At 45.4% G+C, this 16,446-nt stretch carries 18 protein-coding genes; 11 read left to right on the top strand and 7 right to left on the bottom strand.

Going from position 1 to position 16,446, the window contains the following annotated elements:
- Positions 1 to 75 precede the first annotated feature (75 nt).
- From ACHUFQ_RS15945 to lipA, 4 genes are all read left to right on the top strand, one after another.
- Positions 76 to 936, top strand: a complete 861-nt coding sequence (locus ACHUFQ_RS15945; RefSeq protein ID WP_394176842.1) for a D-amino acid aminotransferase — start codon at positions 76 to 78, stop codon at positions 934 to 936.
- 12 nt (positions 937 to 948) lie between these two features.
- Positions 949 to 1,215 (top strand): DUF493 family protein YbeD, encoded by a 267-nt coding sequence (gene ybeD, locus ACHUFQ_RS15940; protein ID WP_394176841.1) that lies wholly within the window; start codon positions 949 to 951, stop codon positions 1,213 to 1,215.
- A gap of 66 nt (positions 1,216 to 1,281) precedes the next feature.
- On the top strand, positions 1,282 to 1,929 hold the full coding sequence (gene lipB / locus ACHUFQ_RS15935; RefSeq protein ID WP_394176843.1) for a lipoyl(octanoyl) transferase LipB: 648 nt from the start codon (positions 1,282 to 1,284) through the stop codon (positions 1,927 to 1,929).
- 4 nt (positions 1,930 to 1,933) lie between these two features.
- Entirely contained in the window at positions 1,934 to 2,902 is a 969-nt protein-coding gene (gene lipA, locus ACHUFQ_RS15930; protein ID WP_394176840.1) for a lipoyl synthase, read from the top strand.
- Positions 2,903 to 3,019: 117 nt separating this feature from the next.
- Here the strand turns inward: lipA and ACHUFQ_RS15925 are convergent, their stop codons facing one another.
- From ACHUFQ_RS15925 to prmB, 3 genes are read right to left on the bottom strand one after another with little or no spacing between them, the layout of a single operon-like run.
- On the bottom strand, positions 3,020 to 4,186 hold the full coding sequence (locus ACHUFQ_RS15925; RefSeq protein WP_394176839.1) for an MFS transporter: 1,167 nt from the start codon (positions 4,184 to 4,186) through the stop codon (positions 3,020 to 3,022).
- Positions 4,187 to 4,210: 24 nt separating this feature from the next.
- Positions 4,211 to 5,299 carry a chorismate synthase gene (gene aroC, locus ACHUFQ_RS15920; RefSeq protein ID WP_394176838.1) on the bottom strand — a complete coding sequence of 363 codons (1,089 nt, stop codon included), beginning with the start codon at positions 5,297 to 5,299 and terminating at the stop codon, positions 4,211 to 4,213.
- A 2-nt stretch (positions 5,300 to 5,301) separates the two neighbouring features.
- Positions 5,302 to 6,237, bottom strand: coding sequence for a 50S ribosomal protein L3 N(5)-glutamine methyltransferase (prmB, locus tag ACHUFQ_RS15915; RefSeq protein ID WP_394176837.1), 936 nt, complete (start codon positions 6,235 to 6,237; stop codon positions 5,302 to 5,304).
- A gap of 97 nt (positions 6,238 to 6,334) precedes the next feature.
- On the opposite strand from prmB, the gene smrB reads away from it, so the two are divergent.
- Positions 6,335 to 6,874 carry an endonuclease SmrB gene (gene smrB, locus ACHUFQ_RS15910; protein ID WP_394176836.1) on the top strand — a complete coding sequence of 180 codons (540 nt, stop codon included), beginning with the start codon at positions 6,335 to 6,337 and terminating at the stop codon, positions 6,872 to 6,874.
- A 36-nt stretch (positions 6,875 to 6,910) separates the two neighbouring features.
- On the opposite strand, the gene sixA is transcribed toward smrB, so the two are convergent.
- Entirely contained in the window at positions 6,911 to 7,387 is a 477-nt protein-coding gene (gene sixA, locus ACHUFQ_RS15905) for a phosphohistidine phosphatase SixA (protein WP_394176835.1), read from the bottom strand.
- A gap of 246 nt (positions 7,388 to 7,633) precedes the next feature.
- Between sixA and ACHUFQ_RS15900 the strand changes: the two genes are divergently transcribed.
- Both ACHUFQ_RS15900 and ACHUFQ_RS15895 read left to right on the top strand, forming a co-directional pair.
- Entirely contained in the window at positions 7,634 to 8,053 is a 420-nt protein-coding gene (locus tag ACHUFQ_RS15900; protein ID WP_394176834.1) for a rubrerythrin family protein, read from the top strand.
- 5 nt (positions 8,054 to 8,058) lie between these two features.
- Positions 8,059 to 8,304 carry a hypothetical protein gene (locus ACHUFQ_RS15895; RefSeq protein WP_394176833.1) on the top strand — a complete coding sequence of 82 codons (246 nt, stop codon included), beginning with the start codon at positions 8,059 to 8,061 and terminating at the stop codon, positions 8,302 to 8,304.
- Between the two features lie 4 nt (positions 8,305 to 8,308).
- On the opposite strand, the gene ACHUFQ_RS15890 is transcribed toward ACHUFQ_RS15895, so the two are convergent.
- From ACHUFQ_RS15890 to ACHUFQ_RS15880, 3 genes are read right to left on the bottom strand one after another with little or no spacing between them, the layout of a single operon-like run.
- Positions 8,309 to 9,373 (bottom strand): efflux RND transporter periplasmic adaptor subunit, encoded by a 1,065-nt coding sequence (locus ACHUFQ_RS15890; RefSeq protein WP_394176832.1) that lies wholly within the window; start codon positions 9,371 to 9,373, stop codon positions 8,309 to 8,311.
- Positions 9,366 to 12,704, bottom strand: a complete 3,339-nt coding sequence (locus ACHUFQ_RS15885; protein WP_394176831.1) for an efflux RND transporter permease subunit — start codon at positions 12,702 to 12,704, stop codon at positions 9,366 to 9,368. Before ACHUFQ_RS15885 ends, ACHUFQ_RS15890 begins: the two co-directional genes overlap by 8 nt.
- 27 nt (positions 12,705 to 12,731) lie before the next feature.
- Complete coding sequence (locus ACHUFQ_RS15880) at positions 12,732 to 13,037, bottom strand: ArsR/SmtB family transcription factor (RefSeq protein WP_394176830.1); 306 nt, start codon at positions 13,035 to 13,037, stop codon at positions 12,732 to 12,734.
- A 187-nt stretch (positions 13,038 to 13,224) separates the two neighbouring features.
- On the opposite strand from ACHUFQ_RS15880, the gene ACHUFQ_RS15875 reads away from it, so the two are divergent.
- The 4 genes from ACHUFQ_RS15875 to ACHUFQ_RS15860 all read left to right on the top strand — a co-directional run bounded on the left by ACHUFQ_RS15875 (position 13,225) and on the right by ACHUFQ_RS15860 (position 15,832).
- Entirely contained in the window at positions 13,225 to 13,446 is a 222-nt protein-coding gene (locus tag ACHUFQ_RS15875; RefSeq protein ID WP_394176829.1) for a YgaP family membrane protein, read from the top strand.
- A 3-nt stretch (positions 13,447 to 13,449) separates the two neighbouring features.
- On the top strand, positions 13,450 to 13,797 hold the full coding sequence (locus tag ACHUFQ_RS15870; protein WP_394176828.1) for a rhodanese-like domain-containing protein: 348 nt from the start codon (positions 13,450 to 13,452) through the stop codon (positions 13,795 to 13,797).
- A gap of 436 nt (positions 13,798 to 14,233) precedes the next feature.
- On the top strand, positions 14,234 to 14,758 hold the full coding sequence (locus tag ACHUFQ_RS15865; protein WP_394176827.1) for a DUF4136 domain-containing protein: 525 nt from the start codon (positions 14,234 to 14,236) through the stop codon (positions 14,756 to 14,758).
- 366 nt (positions 14,759 to 15,124) lie between these two features.
- Complete coding sequence (locus ACHUFQ_RS15860) at positions 15,125 to 15,832, top strand: SGNH/GDSL hydrolase family protein (RefSeq protein ID WP_394176826.1); 708 nt, start codon at positions 15,125 to 15,127, stop codon at positions 15,830 to 15,832.
- The last annotated feature ends 614 nt before the right edge of the window (positions 15,833 to 16,446 follow it).

The raw sequence follows: 16,446 nt of genomic DNA, 5'->3' as shown, positions 1-16,446 counted from the left end.
CTCTGCAATCAAAGCCTTGTCTAAAAGCCTTTAAATTCTCACTGAGTGAGCAATAATTTAATGGGATTGGTATAAATGACAGATACCGTATATCTAAATGGCGATTTTATCGCCAAAGAATTCGCAAAAATCTCGGTCCTTGACCGAGGTTTTTTGTTTGCGGACGGGGTTTATGAAGTCATCCCTGTTTATCGCTGTATACCTTTTCGTGCAGAGCAGCACTTAGATAGATTGTTTGATTCCCTCACCGAGATAAACCTTGCCTCTCCGTATAACAGACAGCAATGGCTGGAGATTATCCAACAGGTGATCCAGGCTAACCTGAACACCCATGGTGAAAACCAATCCATTTATCTGCAAGTGACCCGCGGCATTGATGGTGAACGCCAACACGTGGTTGCTACGCCGTTGTCAGCAACGGTATTAGTTATGGCTTCAGCATTACCCAAAAGCAACGCTACGTTAACGCCTGTCAAAGCAACGCTGATGGAAGATATTCGCTGGCATCACTGTCATATAAAGTCCATAGCACTGCTGGCAAATACCTTAATGGTCAATCAAGCGAAAGCCAATGGATTTGACGAAGCTATCCTGCATCGTCAGCAACAGCTGACCGAAGGGGCCAGTTCTAACGTATTTCTGGTCCGGCAAGGCAAAGTGTATACGCCGCCCAAGAGTCAGCATATTTTAGGCGGTATCACCCGGGATTTGATTATCGAATTATGTATCGAGGCAGGCCTTGAAGTTTTCCAACAAGGCATCCATATAGAACAACTACCCGGCGCCGATGAAATTTGGATCTGCAGTTCAACCAGAGAGATTTCACCTATTGTGGCAATTGATGATAAAATCATCGGTTCAGGGAGTATCGGTCCGGTAACCAAACGGATCGCGGCCTCCTTACTGGCATTTAAATCCCAATTATTAGCTGACTAAGTTGTATTTATTATGATGAAAACCAAATTTAATGAATTATTGGAATTCCCCTGCGTATTGAATTTTAAGGTCATGGGCGTTGCCGTCGATCACCTGCCGGACTTAGTCGTTGCAGTTTTGCAAAATGACACACCAGGGGATTATGCACCTTCCATCAAACCTAGCAGCAAAGGCAATTACCACTCTGTTTCGGTCGCCGTGACGGTTACCAGTCAGGAACACATCGAAAAGTTGTATGCTGAACTGTCCGCCATCGAAGAAGTTCGTTACGTACTATAGCGTCACGGTTGTAGATTTTTTAAGGCGAACGGCTATAATGCCGGCACTTATTTTGTTAGGAAACAGATAGTGACTCAACCTCTTGTGATACGTCAGTTAAACACGTTGGACTACGAGACTGTGTGGCATGCTATGCAGGATTACACCGACAATCGTGATGAACAGAGCCTGGATGAACTTTGGCTGGTCGAACACCCGCCGGTTTTCACTCAGGGGCAAGCAGGTAAAGAAGAACACTTATTGATGCCGGGTGATATTCCGGTAGTAAAAGTCGATCGCGGTGGTCAGGTTACCTATCATGGTCCTGGTCAACAGGTCATTTACTTTCTAATTGACCTGAAACGCCGTAAAATGGGCGTGCGCGAGCTAGTGACCATGATTGAAAACTCAATCGTTAATATGTTGGCTCGATTTGATATCGACGCCTACGCTCGACCTGATGCGCCAGGCGTTTATGTCGATGGTCGAAAAGTTGCCTCGTTGGGGCTGAGAGTCCGTAAAGGATGTACTTTTCATGGGTTGGCTATCAATATCAATATGGACTTGTCGCCCTTTCTACGCATCAACCCTTGCGGATATGCGGGCATGGAAATGATCCAGACAAGCGACATCGGTGGTCCACAGCAGGTTAATGAGGCTGGAGAAGCCTTAGTAGCAGAAATTCAACAACTATTGGCAACAGAAAACGTTAGCCGAAAAACAGGATTAAACTAAGCGAATGAGCAAAGCAACGACTCGTGTAGCCCCAGGCACCAAATTACGTGACGCCGAAAAGATGGCTCATATTCCGATTCAGGTCATTCCTTCAGAGCGTGAAACCATGTTGCGTAAGCCGGATTGGTTAAAAATCAAATTACCGCGCACCACTGAAAACATTGATAAAGTAAAAGCCGGACTGCGCAAAGGCGGTTTGCACTCAGTATGTGAAGAAGCATCTTGTCCTAACCTGGCGGAATGTTTCAATCACGGTACTGCAACCTTTATGATCCTGGGTGACATCTGTACCCGTCGCTGTCCTTTCTGTGATGTTGGTCATGGACGTCCGTTAGCGCCCGATGCAGAAGAGCCGAAAAAGTTGGCGATGACATTAAAAGATATGGCATTAAAGTACGTGGTAATCACCTCAGTAGACCGGGATGATTTACGTGATGGTGGTGCTCAACAGTTTGCTGACTGTATTCGTGAAATCGACGAGCATGCACCGCATACAAAAGTAGAAATTCTGGTACCGGATTTCCGCGGTCGTATGGATAGAGCGTTAGAGATATTAAATGCGCATCCTCCGCATGTATTTAACCACAATATGGAAACAGCGCCACGCTTGTACAAAAAAGCACGTCCAGGTGCAAACTATCAGTGGTCATTGGATCTTTTGAAAAAGTTCGGTGAAGCTAACCCTGACGTACCAACCAAATCAGGTTTAATGGTCGGTTTAGGTGAAACAAACGAAGAAATTCTCGAGGTAATGCGTGATTTACGAGCGCACGGCGTAACCATGTTGACCATTGGTCAATATCTGCAGCCATCCAAACACCACTTACCGGTTGAGCGCTATGTCCATCCGGATGAGTTTGAAATGTTTCGAGTAGAAGCCGAAAAAATGGGCTTTGAGCATGCGGCCTGTGGTCCCCTAGTTCGCTCAAGCTACCATGCCGATAAACAAGCTGCGGGTGAAGAAGTCAAATAGCCTCTTGCCAAGATTGATTAAAGAACAGGCATTGCTCAGGCAATGCCTTTTTTATTGGTTAAAGCATACCCTACACCGCTTCTGTCATATAGCACCGACTATCGGTGGGCTTTGGGATCAGTGATTTACTTTTAGCTTCGGGGTAAACACCACAAATCCTAAACCTAGCAAGGATGCCAAAGCGGCAAATAAGAAGCTGCTCTGCCCCGATCCTGAACCTTCCCAAAGCCAGCCAGTCAATATCGCGCCAATTGCTCCACCTACCCCGTAAAACAACCCGTTATAGATCGCTTGCGCCCTATTTTGTTGAGTAGGGCTAAAATAGTTTTGAAAAAATGCCATACAGGCACAATGGTATAACGCAAAGCTCACGGCATGCATGCCCATCGCAATGGATAAAATCAAGGCGTTGTCGGCAAATAACGCGGTTAACAGCCAGCGAATTGCGGTAATGAAAAAACAAAATCCCAGGATACGGTTCAGCGACCAGGCTTTGAAAAACAAATAGGCGAAATAAAACATCAACACTTCGACAACAATCGCCACTCCCATAAACAGACCAACGTAGCGGGTATCAAAGCCGGCGTCTCTAAGATACAGAGCAAAAAAGTTATAAAAAGGTCCGAAGCTAATTTGCATTAGCAGTCCGGAGATCACAAAGCATATAAAACCCGGATGGAAAAGACGTTTGCTGACCGAATCCACTAACGGTTTGTGTGTTTCACCAACGCTTGTTTCGGGGTCGTTGTTTAGCAGTGAGATCAATGTCAGCATTACCACCCAAAACATGGCTAAGTGGGGAAAATACAACGACGTGGTCGCGGATAACACTTCACCACCGACTAAAGTTGCGACAATAAAGCCCAGACTTCCCCAAAGACGGATCCTGGCATATGTCTGTTTAGGTGAGGTAATCGAGCTTAATGTCAGGACTTCCAGTTGCGGTAAAATGCCATTAAAGAACAGCATAAACAATGACATTGACAATAATACCTGCCAAAAACCATCACTGAAAAATACCCAGGACAATGCGATAATCGTAAGCAGACAACCCAGTATAATGATGTTTGACAAGCGACCCGTGCGGTCGGCAATATGAGCCCACAAGCCCGGCCCAATAATTTTTGTCGCCGCGACAATCGCCAGTATTTCGCCTATTTGCAACGCATTAAAACCCTTTGCATCCAGATATAACGAAGCAAAAGGCATAAATACGCCGATCAATGCAAAATAACAAAAAAAGCCACCGCTGAGGGTGGCATAGGTTTTAGTCGAAAACGCCATTATCAAATGCCAGAGTTTCGAGCACTATTCAATGACTGGCGTTGGGCAGTTAACATCCATATTTTGCGCACGATGCCTTAATAAGTGATCCATGACGGTTATCGCCATCATAGCTTCGGCGATAGGCACAGCCCGGATCCCAACACAGGGGTCATGTCTGCCACGGGTAATAATCTCTGTCGGGTTCCCTTCAATGTTGATGGTTTTTCCCGAAACGCCGATGCTCGAGGTAGGCTTTAAGGCAATGTTGGCCACAAGATCCTGGCCGGAAGAAATTCCTCCGAGCACGCCGCCAGCCTGATTTGATAGAAATCCGTCGGGTGTCAGCTCATCACGGTGCTCACTGCCCCGTTGGTTTACGACCTCAAAGCCGGAGCCAATTTCCACACCTTTAACGGCGTTAATACTCATTAAACTGTGCGCCAGATCGGCATCAAGGCGATCAAAGACCGGCTCGCCTAAGCCTACCGGCATGCCCGACGCTACCACTTTTACCGCCGCACCAATCGAATCTTTTTCACGTAAAATTTGTCGAATTAACGCATCCAAATCGTCAAGCTTTGACGCATCGGGGAAGAAGAATGGGTTTTGTTCGACCTGTTGCCAGTCATATTGCTCGGCTTTAACATCACCGATTTGACTAACACAGGCACGGATTTCCATACCAAATTTCTGCGCCAAATATTTTTTTGCAATACTGCCGGCAGCAACCCGCATCGCAGTTTCTCGAGCGGATGAGCGGCCGCCACCACGATAATCGCGGATGCCATATTTTTGCCAATAGGTGTAATCGGCATGACCGGGCCGAAAACTTTTGGCTATTTCACCATAGTCTTTGGAGCGTTGATCGGTATTTTCAATGATCAAGCCAATTGGCGTACCCGTAGTTTTACCTTCAAATACGCCGGAAAGGATCTTAACCTGATCCGCTTCACGTCTAGCCGTTGTATATCGAGAGGTACCAGGTTTACGGCGGTCGAGATCCCGCTGCAAATCTTCTTCTGTAAGTTCCAGTCCCGGAGGACATCCATCAATAATAGCCCCAAGCGCCAGGCCATGACTTTCGCCAAACGTGGTGACTTTGAATAATTGTCCTATTGAATTTCCCGCCATAATTATCCTACTACCTTACTGTCCAAAATATCCTTAAATTGTTCTAATTGTGCTTTCGTTATTGCAAACACCCCAAGACCGCCCTGTTCAAATTCCAGCCATCGCAACGGAAGTTCCGGATATTCAGCCATCACATGGACCATTGAATTTCCTACTTCGCAAATGAGTACGCCATCGTCATTTAAATAGTTGGCACTTTGCGCCAATATTTTTCTCACCAAATCAAGACCATCATGGCCGCAGCCCAACCCCATCTCCGGTTCATGATGAAACTCCTCGGGCATATCCGAGATATCTTCAGCGTCCACATAAGGAGGGTTGGTGACAATTAAATCATATCGCTTCCCTGCCACTGACGTAAATAAATCGGACTGGATCAAGTTGACCTGATGTTCAAGCTGATGATTTTCAACATTAATTGCCGCGACTTCCAAAGCGTCAGCCGACAAGTCGATAGCATCAACCATCGCTTCTGGAAACTGGTAAGCACAGGCGATGGCAATACAACCACTGCCGGTACATAAATCTAGGATCTGCGCCGGTGGTTTTTCTATTTGCTCAGCAAAGCGTTGTTGAATGAGCTCAGCAATGGGTGAACGTGGCACGAGCACGCGGTCATCAATATAAAAGGGTAGACCGGAAAAATATGCCTGATTGGTAATATACGCAGCAGGGATCCGCTCATCGGCACGTCGTAAAATAAGTTCAATGATCGCGAGCTTTTCGCTGCGCGTGAGTCGCGATGTTAATAAAGAGTCTTGATTGATAGGCGGCAAATTCAAGGCAAAACAGATTAACGTAAATGCTTCGTCCCAGGGGTTGTCCGTACCATGTCCATAAAACAAATCGACCTCATTAAATCGACTGACACTCCAACGCAACATATCCTGAATGGTTTGTAAGTCTTCAACCACTTCATTGACTTTAATTTCTAACACGCATTACTCCAACACAGGGTGAACGGAACAGAGAAATAGTCACCCAAAATTCTCGCTAGCTATTTTCTTGCTGCCCCGCATCAATTAAACTAGCCAGATGAAATCTAAATTGCCCCTTAACCAACAGGACAAAGCGCTTTTTGAACAAGCGATAGGTTCGGTAAAACCAATGTCGCAAGACAAGGTTAATTTAATAAAACCGACGCAAACGCAAAAAAAGCAACAAAGCCAACGCTTAACCTTTGAAAAACAACAATTTCATTTTTCGGATGAGTTTGAGCCCCAGCTACCGAGCACAGGACCGATGAAATATGTTCGGGAAGATGCCGACAGCTTTGAAACCAAGCTATTACGTCGCTCAGAATATACTCCGGAGCTTATTTTAGACCTGCATGGCCTCAAACAACAAGAGTCAAAGCAAGAAATTGCTGCTTTATTAGCGAGTTGTATCAAACAACACGTAAAATGTGCCTGTATTATCCACGGAATTGGCAATAATGTGCTGAAAACCAAAGTTCCGCACTGGTTGGTTCAACATCCAGATGTGCTGGCTTTTCATCAGGCACCATTGGAATGGGGAGGCATGGGAGCCTTGTTGGTATTGCTTGATTTACCTGACGACCCGTTTTGCAAATAAAGCATCAAAGGTTAGCTTAACGCTGGATTAAAAAATTTAACAAAAATCGTCTGGGGTGTGAAGGCCGTGGTAATGCCCGGTCATTTGCTCCAAATCATAGTCAATATGAGCGATTGCGGCCGTGGCAAATACTGGTGTGCTTTTCTCGATGCTAAGTTCTGCAGTTAGATAACTCACCAAAGGCATATGCGACACGATCAGAATATTTTTCCAACGTTCTAGATTCAAGGTGCCATCGAGGTAATCATGACAATCGGTTGCCGAGCCATCAGGCGTTAGTAAGGATAAGGTTTGTAATGCTAATGTCGCACCTAAACGCTCATTCATTAACGCCGCGGTTTGCTGGGTGCGGACATAGGGACTGACTAATATCGCATCCAAGGGTTGTTGTTTTTTGCTAAGCCAACGTGCCATAACTTCCGTTTCAAGTGCACCTAACTGGCTCAATTTTCGGGTCATATCGCTGTCAGATTGAAGCTCGGCTTCGCCGTGACGCATGATAAAAATATTCATTAACGGTCTGGGTCTGAATTTGTCCTTGTTCAATTTGATACTAGCACCAAAATTTCGAGAGTCCTACCGTTCGTCGCGTTTATTACGAAAAATTTACGATTAAAAATCAAACAGCTATGAAAAGCCGATTAATCAACGATTTTTTCAATCAATCTAATCTAAAATACCGTGCAAACAGCTGTTGATATTCACCTATAGTTAACCTGAGTCATTCACTTATCTTGTTTTGATTAGATTGGAGGCTGTATGTCTTTAAAAGATTCAAAAACCGAACAAAATCTCAAGGATGCTTTTGCCGGTGAATCACAAGCGAATCGCCGTTACCTGTATTTTGCTTCGAAAGCAGATGTCGAAGGTTACAATGATGTCGCTGCTGTTTTTCGCTCAACCGCTGAAGGCGAAACCGGTCATGCTCATGGCCACCTCGAGTACCTTGAAGAGACCGGAGACCCGGCCACTGGCCTGCCTTTCGGTGGCACCGAAGATAACCTCAAAACGGCGATCGCCGGTGAAACCCACGAATACACAGACATGTACCCGGGGATGGCAAAAACCGCTCGCGATGAAGGGTTTGATGAAATTGCCGATTGGTTTGAGACTCTGGCGAAAGCTGAACGCAGTCACGCCAATCGCTTTCAAAAAGCACTGGATAATCTCGATCAGTAACCCTTGTGACAGCCGCTCTAAGTCTTGGAGGCAGCTCTGTCACTGATATTACGGGGCAAATCATGAGTGAAAACCGTAACCGTGAGGGTAGCCTTGAGGCTCCCACGCGCCATCCAATTGATTGGCACCAAGGAGAGCCGGTAACGGTTGGGGTTGAGCATGTAAGCTATCCCAACGTCGATGAACACTTGGCTGACCATGTGCGAAACAGTTTACAGGAAGATTTTGGTCCTCCTGCATTGCCTCACTAAACGGTTATTGGTCTATGTCCGCAAGCGCAATTGTCTCTCCCGGTTTAAGACCGGATATCACTTCAACACGTTCCCCTACTGTGCGGCCTATGCGAATGAAGCGGCGAGATAACTGCTCATTACTCACCACCCAAACCATATCCATTTGTCCAAATCGACGCAGATAGGATTTATCGATCAATATGGTATCGACCTTGCCAGTATTGACGATTGCACGAGCAAACATGCCCGGCAACAATTTAGCATTAAACTCAATATCGGTTTTAACTTCAAAACTCCTGGCATTGGCATCTGCTGCCGGTACGATTTCGCCCACCGTCCCCATCAGGGTTTGCTGCAAACTATCGATAACTACTTTTACCTGACTTCCCACTGTCAGGTCCAATGCGACCGATTCTCGAATATTGGCAACAACCTGCAAACTCGAGGGGTTATAAAGACTCAATAGTATTTTCCCCGGTGTTGCGATGTCGCCAGGTTCCGCAATGCGATCGACCACGCGCCCGGAAATTGGCGATTTAATGGTGGCATAGGCCAAACCGGACTTTGCTTCGAGTAAGGCTTGTTCGGCACCTGACAATTGCGCTTGGGATTGCCTTGCATTGGCGCTGGCATTATCCAATTCACTCTTGGAAACCAACCCCTGGCGCTGTAATTCCTTGATCCGCTCAAAGTTTCGCTGTGCTTCATCGACTCGGGCTTTAACCGCTGTGACCTGGGCTTGTGCCTGTGACACTCTGGCGTCCAGGTCATTGCGATTTAGGGTAATTAGAACATCTCCTTTCTCAATAAGCTGACCGGCACGAACGTTAATGGTTTCAATTTGTGCCAGAATACGGCTTGATACCAAAGTAGCATCTCGGGCAACTAACGCCGCTGGAAACGATTCATAGTCATCCAGTTGCTGCGTTTGCACTAAATAAGACGAAGTATATGACTGGGAAGCCAATGTCATCTGTGTGGGAGATAATTTGTCATTAAATGCACCCGCTAACCAGGCAATTGCCAACAACAAAACCACAATAGCCAACAAGGGGGCAACGATTATCTTGACTCGATTATTATTCATGTACTGAACTACCTTCTAACTCAAATTCTTTATGGAATACCAGGAAATAGACCATAGGGACCACCAACAACGAGAACAAGGTGGATGCGACAATCCCAAAGATAATGGCTAAAGCCAGGCCATTAAAAACCGGATCCAGAGTGATGATAAGGTTCCCTAACAAGGTTGTGCCTGCGGTCAATAATACAGGGCGCATCCGCACTTCCCCTGCACTGAGTATGGCTTCTTTTATGGTCTCGCCAGCGTTTCTAGCATGGGAGATAAATTCGACCAATATCAGAGAGTTGCGAACAACAATGCCCGCCAATGCTATCATCCCTATCATTGCAGTGGCGGTAAACAATACAGGTTCGGGCGCGCCCGCAATTGCCCTCTCACCAAACTGATTCATAAACCAGAATCCAGGCATAATACCTATGATGGTTAATGGTATCGCCGACATGATAATCAGCGACAATGCCGTACTGTGGGTCTGCCATTTAAGAACAATAAAAATTCCGGTTAGCGCAAACGCAAAAGCGATGCCCATGTCTCGAAATACATCAATGGTTATGCGCCATTCACCTTCTCCCGAAAAGGAATAATGTGTCCCTTCAGGCAAGGTCCAACCCATCCCTGCCCCAGAGTTTAAGAATGTGCGCTGTTGCCATGGTTTGATGTCGGTATCAGGCTGACCAAAATCAGCGCTGATATCGGCAATAACTTCAGCCGGGGTGCGACCAGAAAGTTCAGCGGTGACATAAATGACACTCTGCAAATCTTTACGCATAATAGGCTGTGAAACCTCCAAACTCTGCCAGCGCCCGAGTTCCGCTATTGGGACAATTGGTTGCGGTGCATTTTCCAATCCTAAACCCTGATTTTGCTGGGCAATCCCCATCTGCCCTTTCAACTGCAAAGACGATATATGAGTCAGATTCTGCCGCGATTGGTAAGGTAATTTAGCGATAATCGGGGTTGGTTCGGCATCATAAGGTTGTTGATAAATGCCCACGCGATGTCCATCGACGGCAAGTGTCAGAGCCTGATTCACTTCCTGAGTAGAGATCCCTGACAACGCTGCTTTTTGTTTATCGACAATAAAGCGGTTGATTGGCTGCTTGGCAATCATGCTGGTATCCACTTCAACAACATGGGCTTCTTGCTGCAATCGATTTCGAACAAGTTCGGCGGCACGATAATGCGCTTGCGCCGTTACCAATGGATCTGCGTAAACTTCAGCAACCAGCGTACTCATAACCGGAGGACCTGGCGGTACTTCGACCACTTTTATCGAGACCTCAGGAGTTTGCAGAGGTTCCAGCAATTTGCGCAACCTCAGAACCACGCCATGGGATTGGTGTTGGCGTTGGTCTTTGTCCACTAAAAGAATGCGGATATCCCCGATATGCTGACCCTGACGCTGATAATACCCCCGCACCAGGCCATTAAAGTCAATTGGCGATGACTCTCCAATGTATACCGCAAGCGCATCGACTTCCGGCAGTTGATGGGCAAGTTTTGTTACCTGATTCGCTAGCGCCGCAGTTTGCTCGAGCGAAGTCCCCTCTGGCATATCCAGTAAAACCTGAATCTCGTTTTTATTGTCAAAAGGAAGCAGTTTTAACGGTACGGCTCGAAACACAGGTAACGATGCGGACCCCAAAAACAAGAGGGCAACAACGACCAAAGACAGCTTTATACGATTAGGGCTGGCGAGTATTGGAGACAGGATTTTTCGATATACACTTGGCTTTAACTGGGTGATTTCTTCTGAGCGAGTATTGTCCGTTTGCAAAAACTTTGATGCCAGCCAAGGGGTAACTAAAAATGCAACCAATGTGGAAATCATGACGGAAACAGGAACATTAAATGCCATTGGTGCCATATACGGCCCCATCATTCCTGTGATGAAAGCTAACGGAATAAACGCCAGGATGATAGTTAACGTTGACATTAACAATGCTGGGCGAATTTCCTGCATCGCCGCAACAATTTTACCCTGAGCGTCTTTGCCTTTTTGTCGAAGTGTACGTTCGATATTGTCTATCCCCGTAATCGGATCATCAACCAACAGACCTAAAGATAGAATTAACGCGAACAGAGTAACCCGGTTAATGGTATAACCAAACGCATAGTCAAGGATCAAGGTAAGTCCATAACAGACGGGCACGGCCAGGCCAACAACAACCGCAGGGCGCCAACCTAGAAATACGCCAATAAAGACGACGACGGTAAATATCGCAAATGCCAATGAAGACGTCAGGTTGTTGACTTTATCATCGGCGGTTTGCCCATAATCCCGAAGGAGCTTTAATTTGACCTCTGCTGGCAGTATGGTTCGGCTGATCTCTTCCATTGCATTAACAACATTGGCGCTCACCGCCACCGCATTGCTGCCTTTTTGTTTGGCAACACTTATGGTTACTAAAGGGCGCTGGTCTGGATTTGATCGAGTTTCATCCGTGTTAACGGAACCAGTTTCACGGTTTTCGATACTGGTTAGCTCAAGCCACTGATAGGATGTTAACTCTTGGGGACCATCAAATACCGTCGCCACATCTTTTAATAAAATGGGCTTACCGTTAATAACGTTAACGACCATATTTTCCAGTTGGCTTACGTTACGAAATACATCGCCGGATTCAATTACTACCTGCTCTTGTGTTAACGTCAAAGAGCCATGACGAGTTAATTGATTGGATATATTCAACGCATTAACCACATCCAAAGCACTAGTCTGTCTAGCGGCCAAAGACTGGATATCCAAATCGATTTGCAGCGCTCGCTGCCGTCCGCCAACCACCTGAATTTCACTGGTATCGTCGATACGTTGTAAAAAGGTCGAGATTTCCTGAGCAAATCGGCGCAATTGATAATCATCATATAAATCGGCATCTGTACTATACAAGCCGAGCATAACGATTGGCACATCATCCACTTCCTGTGGTTTTACCTGCCATTTATCGACAACGGCAGGTAATTTGTCCTGGTTGGAGTAGAGCTTATTGTAAGTGTTTACTATCGCTTTTTGTCTTTCTTCACCAACGTGAAAACGCAGTGTTACCACAAGCTTTCCATCCAGACTGGTGGAATAGATATGCTCAATGCCTGAGATTTGCGACAGTAATTTTTCCAACGGAATCGTAACCTGTCTTTCGACTTGATTGGCCGTTAAATTTGGCGCCAGTACCTGGACATCAATCATAGGTACAACAATTTGTGGCTCTTCTTCTCTGGGCGTTATTTTTAGCGCAAGCAACCCAAGAACCAAAGACAGAAAGAAAATAACGAGCGGTATGCGGCCCTGCAGAGAACGCGCTACCAGCTTGTCAATAGGATGGGAGATCATGCTTTACTCTCCGGAAAGTTAATTCGATTAATTGTTTTCATTTTTACAAAATACTTCATAGAGACGTTCGATGACTTTTACCGCATTGTCATCACTAATTGCGTAATAAATGGTTTGTGCATCGCGACGGGTTTTAACCACTTTAGCCTGACGCAATGCCGCCAAATGTTGAGATAACGCCGATTGTGCCAAGGGTATTTGTTCATTTAACTCTGTAACCGAACATTCTGAATCCATTAACCGGCACAAGATCATTAACCGGTTTTTATTCGCTAACAGTTTTAGCAATTGCTCCGCTTTTTCAGCATTACCTGCCATCGCCTGCGTATCCATATATTCACTCCTGTGGTCATTACCAGTGTTGAGCCACTCGGCCACTGATCGCTAACGAAACTTTAAAAGAGTATAAACCATTAAATTAGAAAATACTAATATTAGAACTTGCTAATTTAACAAATACTAATATACTTAAGCACAACAACGATCCTATAAGAACGATGAAGTAAGTTAGGAGATTATTATGAATAGTAATACAGAGATCGCCAAAACCGGATTTAGCATGCACCAAGCACTAAGATTGATTGCTGGTGTTATGATTCTTGTGAGCCTTGGTTTGACCTATTTTATTCATCCAAACTGGATGTTTTTTACGGTGTTTATTGCACTAAACTTAATTCAATCGGCATTCACTAAGTGGTGCCCAATGATTACGATTTTGAAAAAATGCGGTTTTAAGGAGTAAATGATGCTGAAGTCGATACCAGAATTGGTGAAGCAAGCTAGCGCTAATGTAAGAAAAATCAGCGCTGCACAGGCACAACAGGAAATAGCTGACAAACATGCTCTACTGATCGATGTTCGTGAACCAGCAGAACATCAACAGCAGGCCATAAGCGGAAGTATAAATATTCCTCGCGGTATTCTGGAGATGCAGATGGTTGAACGTGAAAAAGATCCCAAAAGGCCCATCTATCTGCACTGTGCTACGGCAGGGAGAGCAACCTTTGCCGCAGAACAACTCGCACGGGTAGGTTATGAAGACGTTAGTGTGATCAGTTGCAAGTTTGCTGACATTGTCCAGGAATTTAAATAGAAATAAAAGCCTACGTAAAGAGTACCTTAGCGTAATCTAACGTTATTGCATTATTTTTAACACTAACAGGGAGGTTGACGTTTCCAACTTCCCTTTTGTCATCCTCACTCACGATAACCCATCAGTTTCACCTGAACTAACACTTGCCTTAAACACCCGCTTCAATCGATATACGAAAGCAACACTCACCCTATTCGCTGCCATTGTCAATTTAAGCTATCGTCATCATTTCGTTGCTCAACTGCATTTATCGAACTCATTCAAAGGACGTAGATTTTAGTGTAATCCATAAGGTTGAGCCCAAGGCCTTATACCTTGAGCTGAGGTTTGAAGACGAACAATTAAAGCCGATAAATATTTTGGCATGGTCTAGACTTAACATATTTCGTGATCCCGCCGTACACATCAATCCAGCAACAACAAAAGGTATATTCCTATGGCCAATCTGAGAATATTATTCGCTGTATTCATCCTTTCGCTTACAGCATGTTCCAGTGTCAATGATGACATTGACATCATGTCAGATGTCGACCCCAAAGTTGATTTTATCGGTTATGACACATTTGCATGGATGGGCTCTGCGGTCGTAGCCTTTGATGAACAGGGACAATGGGAACCGCCTGGCTTTGATGCAGACAAAGAAGTTAAGTTTTATATTGACCGTGAATTGCGCGCTCGCGAAATGACCGAAGACTCTTATAATCCAGATATGCTGGTGACTTATGTCGCAGGTGTAGATATGGATAACATCGAGGAGATTGACGCTAAAGGCAGTACGTTGCCCAGCCTGTCTAACGTTCCCAAAGCGGCATTGGTGATTGTATTTTTTGATGCTCAAACCGGACAACCCATCTGGTATGGCGCCGCAGAAGGGGAAGTAAAGGAAGAACAAAGTGTCATGGACACAAAAGAGCGGCTTGACTACGCCGTTTCGAAGATAATGGATGAGTTTCCAAAATAACGATTTTGCTGACAAGTCTGATCTTTCGGCAGACTCAGCCGTATTAGCTGATATGTACTCTGATTTGGGGTGTCTATACCAATTCCATTAAATTTTGGACAACTCAGAGTTAAAGTCACGGTTCATTCGCAGCAGAGATTTCTTTGATATCGTTATCATTCTATATCAATGAAATCCAGGGGCGTAAATGGGCCTTGGATGAACGCCCAAAGGGTGAGTTTTAAAGGCGTCTATACTGCGCTACTGATTTTGGCTAATTTTGACGGGTTTTGGCTACGGAGCGACCATTCTCGACAATCAAAGTCTCGCCTACAAGCCTTTAAATTATCACTGAGTGGAAAAATACTTAGTAGAATTGGTATTAATATGGATGGGTATCTTTCAGGTTTAGCATTATTGCCAATCTTGTTCTTACAAGGGAAACAAGTTCGCAGGAAAACTCCGGTTCTCCCCGAGCCTGTCGGCTCTCGTATCGGGGTTAATGGTCAGGGTAAACCCCTGAAGCTGTTAATTGTTGGAGATTCGGCGGCGGCGGGTGTAGGGACTCATCAACAAGATATGGCGCTATTGGGGCAAACTTTAGCGCATCTGAAGCAGACGTTCGAAGTAAGCTATCAGCTCATCGCACGATCTGGCGCCACGACGGCAGAGACGTTAACGGTATTAGAGACCCTTCCCAGTCAATCGTTTGATACGGTAATCACATCTCTTGGTGTCAATGATGTTACCAGCTCTGTTACCGTATCGACCTGGAGACAACAGCAAGCGATGCTAAGAAGCCTGCTTCAGGATAAATTTAATGCCAAACAAGCGATCATAACCAAGGTGCCACCAATGCACCGATTTCCAGCGTTGCCGAACCCATTACGCTGGTACCTGGGAGACAGAGCTAAGCGCTTTAATGATATATTGACTCAGGATGTGGAATTAGAGCATAGATGCCAACTGCTCAATTTAGAAACCGCCGAAAAACATATTCCTATGGCCAGTGACGGTTTTCACCCAGGTCCTGATATTTACCATCGCTGGGGTAAGAGAAGCGCGCATTTGATTAAGCGTTTTCACAGCGATTGATTAAATGAGGCGGAGTTGAAACACGAAGCGTTTTGATGGTGGCGTCGAATCAAAAACGATTCGAGGGTGTAGGCTTCGCGGGTGGATAAAACCTTAGCTCCGGCAGGTTTTTAGGTGACAACTTCGTAGGCGGATAAAACCTTAATTCCGGCAGGTTTTTAGGTGACAACTTCGTCATCCTCACGAAAGTGGGGATCTGCTTTTACTTTAGATTCCCAGTAGTGTCTGGGAATGACGGTACAGGTTAATGATTTGCTGCGCCGAGGGAATAAAACGCAATAACGCATTGCTACTGCGTTTAGGGAAGAGTCAAATTAAAAGACATTTTGAGGGTGGAGTCGAATCAAAAACGATTCGAAGGTGGAGGCTTCGCGGGTGGATAAAACCTTAGTTCCGGCAGGTTTTTAGGTGACAACTTCGTCATCCTCACGAAAGTGGGGATCTGCTCTTACTTTAGATTCCCAGTAGTGTCTGGGAATGACGGTACAGGTTAATGATTTGCTGTGCCGAGGGAGTAAAACGCAATAACGCATTGCTACTGCGTTTTAGGGTGGAGTCGAATCAAAAACGATTCGAGGATGGAGTCGAAATACTAAGCATTTCGAAGAATGGGC

This window comes from Thalassotalea litorea, assembly GCF_043642205.1.
In the GTDB taxonomy this organism is placed as follows: domain Bacteria; phylum Pseudomonadota; class Gammaproteobacteria; order Enterobacterales; family Alteromonadaceae; genus Thalassotalea_A; species Thalassotalea_A litorea.
This window is presented reverse-complemented; position numbering and strand designations above follow the sequence as displayed.

Coding starts and splice junctions, on each gene's coding strand:
- ACHUFQ_RS15880 (WP_394176830.1), bottom strand. CDS start 13,037: ATGGATACGCAGGCGATGGCAGGTAATGCTGAAAAAGCGGAGCAATTG.
- sixA (WP_394176835.1), bottom strand. CDS start 7,387: ATGAATATTTTTATCATGCGTCACGGCGAAGCCGAGCTTCAATCTGAC.
- aroC (WP_394176838.1), bottom strand. CDS start 5,299: ATGGCGGGAAATTCAATAGGACAATTATTCAAAGTCACCACGTTTGGC.
- smrB (WP_394176836.1), top strand. CDS start 6,335: ATGAAATCTAAATTGCCCCTTAACCAACAGGACAAAGCGCTTTTTGAA.
- ACHUFQ_RS15925 (WP_394176839.1), bottom strand. CDS start 4,186: ATGGCGTTTTCGACTAAAACCTATGCCACCCTCAGCGGTGGCTTTTTT.
- ACHUFQ_RS15860 (WP_394176826.1), top strand. CDS start 15,125: ATGGATGGGTATCTTTCAGGTTTAGCATTATTGCCAATCTTGTTCTTA.
- ACHUFQ_RS15945 (WP_394176842.1), top strand. CDS start 76: ATGACAGATACCGTATATCTAAATGGCGATTTTATCGCCAAAGAATTC.
- ACHUFQ_RS15870 (WP_394176828.1), top strand. CDS start 13,450: ATGCTGAAGTCGATACCAGAATTGGTGAAGCAAGCTAGCGCTAATGTA.
- ACHUFQ_RS15875 (WP_394176829.1), top strand. CDS start 13,225: ATGAATAGTAATACAGAGATCGCCAAAACCGGATTTAGCATGCACCAA.
- ybeD (WP_394176841.1), top strand. CDS start 949: ATGATGAAAACCAAATTTAATGAATTATTGGAATTCCCCTGCGTATTG.
- ACHUFQ_RS15865 (WP_394176827.1), top strand. CDS start 14,234: ATGGCCAATCTGAGAATATTATTCGCTGTATTCATCCTTTCGCTTACA.
- ACHUFQ_RS15890 (WP_394176832.1), bottom strand. CDS start 9,373: ATGAATAATAATCGAGTCAAGATAATCGTTGCCCCCTTGTTGGCTATT.
- ACHUFQ_RS15900 (WP_394176834.1), top strand. CDS start 7,634: ATGTCTTTAAAAGATTCAAAAACCGAACAAAATCTCAAGGATGCTTTT.
- ACHUFQ_RS15885 (WP_394176831.1), bottom strand. CDS start 12,704: ATGATCTCCCATCCTATTGACAAGCTGGTAGCGCGTTCTCTGCAGGGC.
- lipA (WP_394176840.1), top strand. CDS start 1,934: ATGAGCAAAGCAACGACTCGTGTAGCCCCAGGCACCAAATTACGTGAC.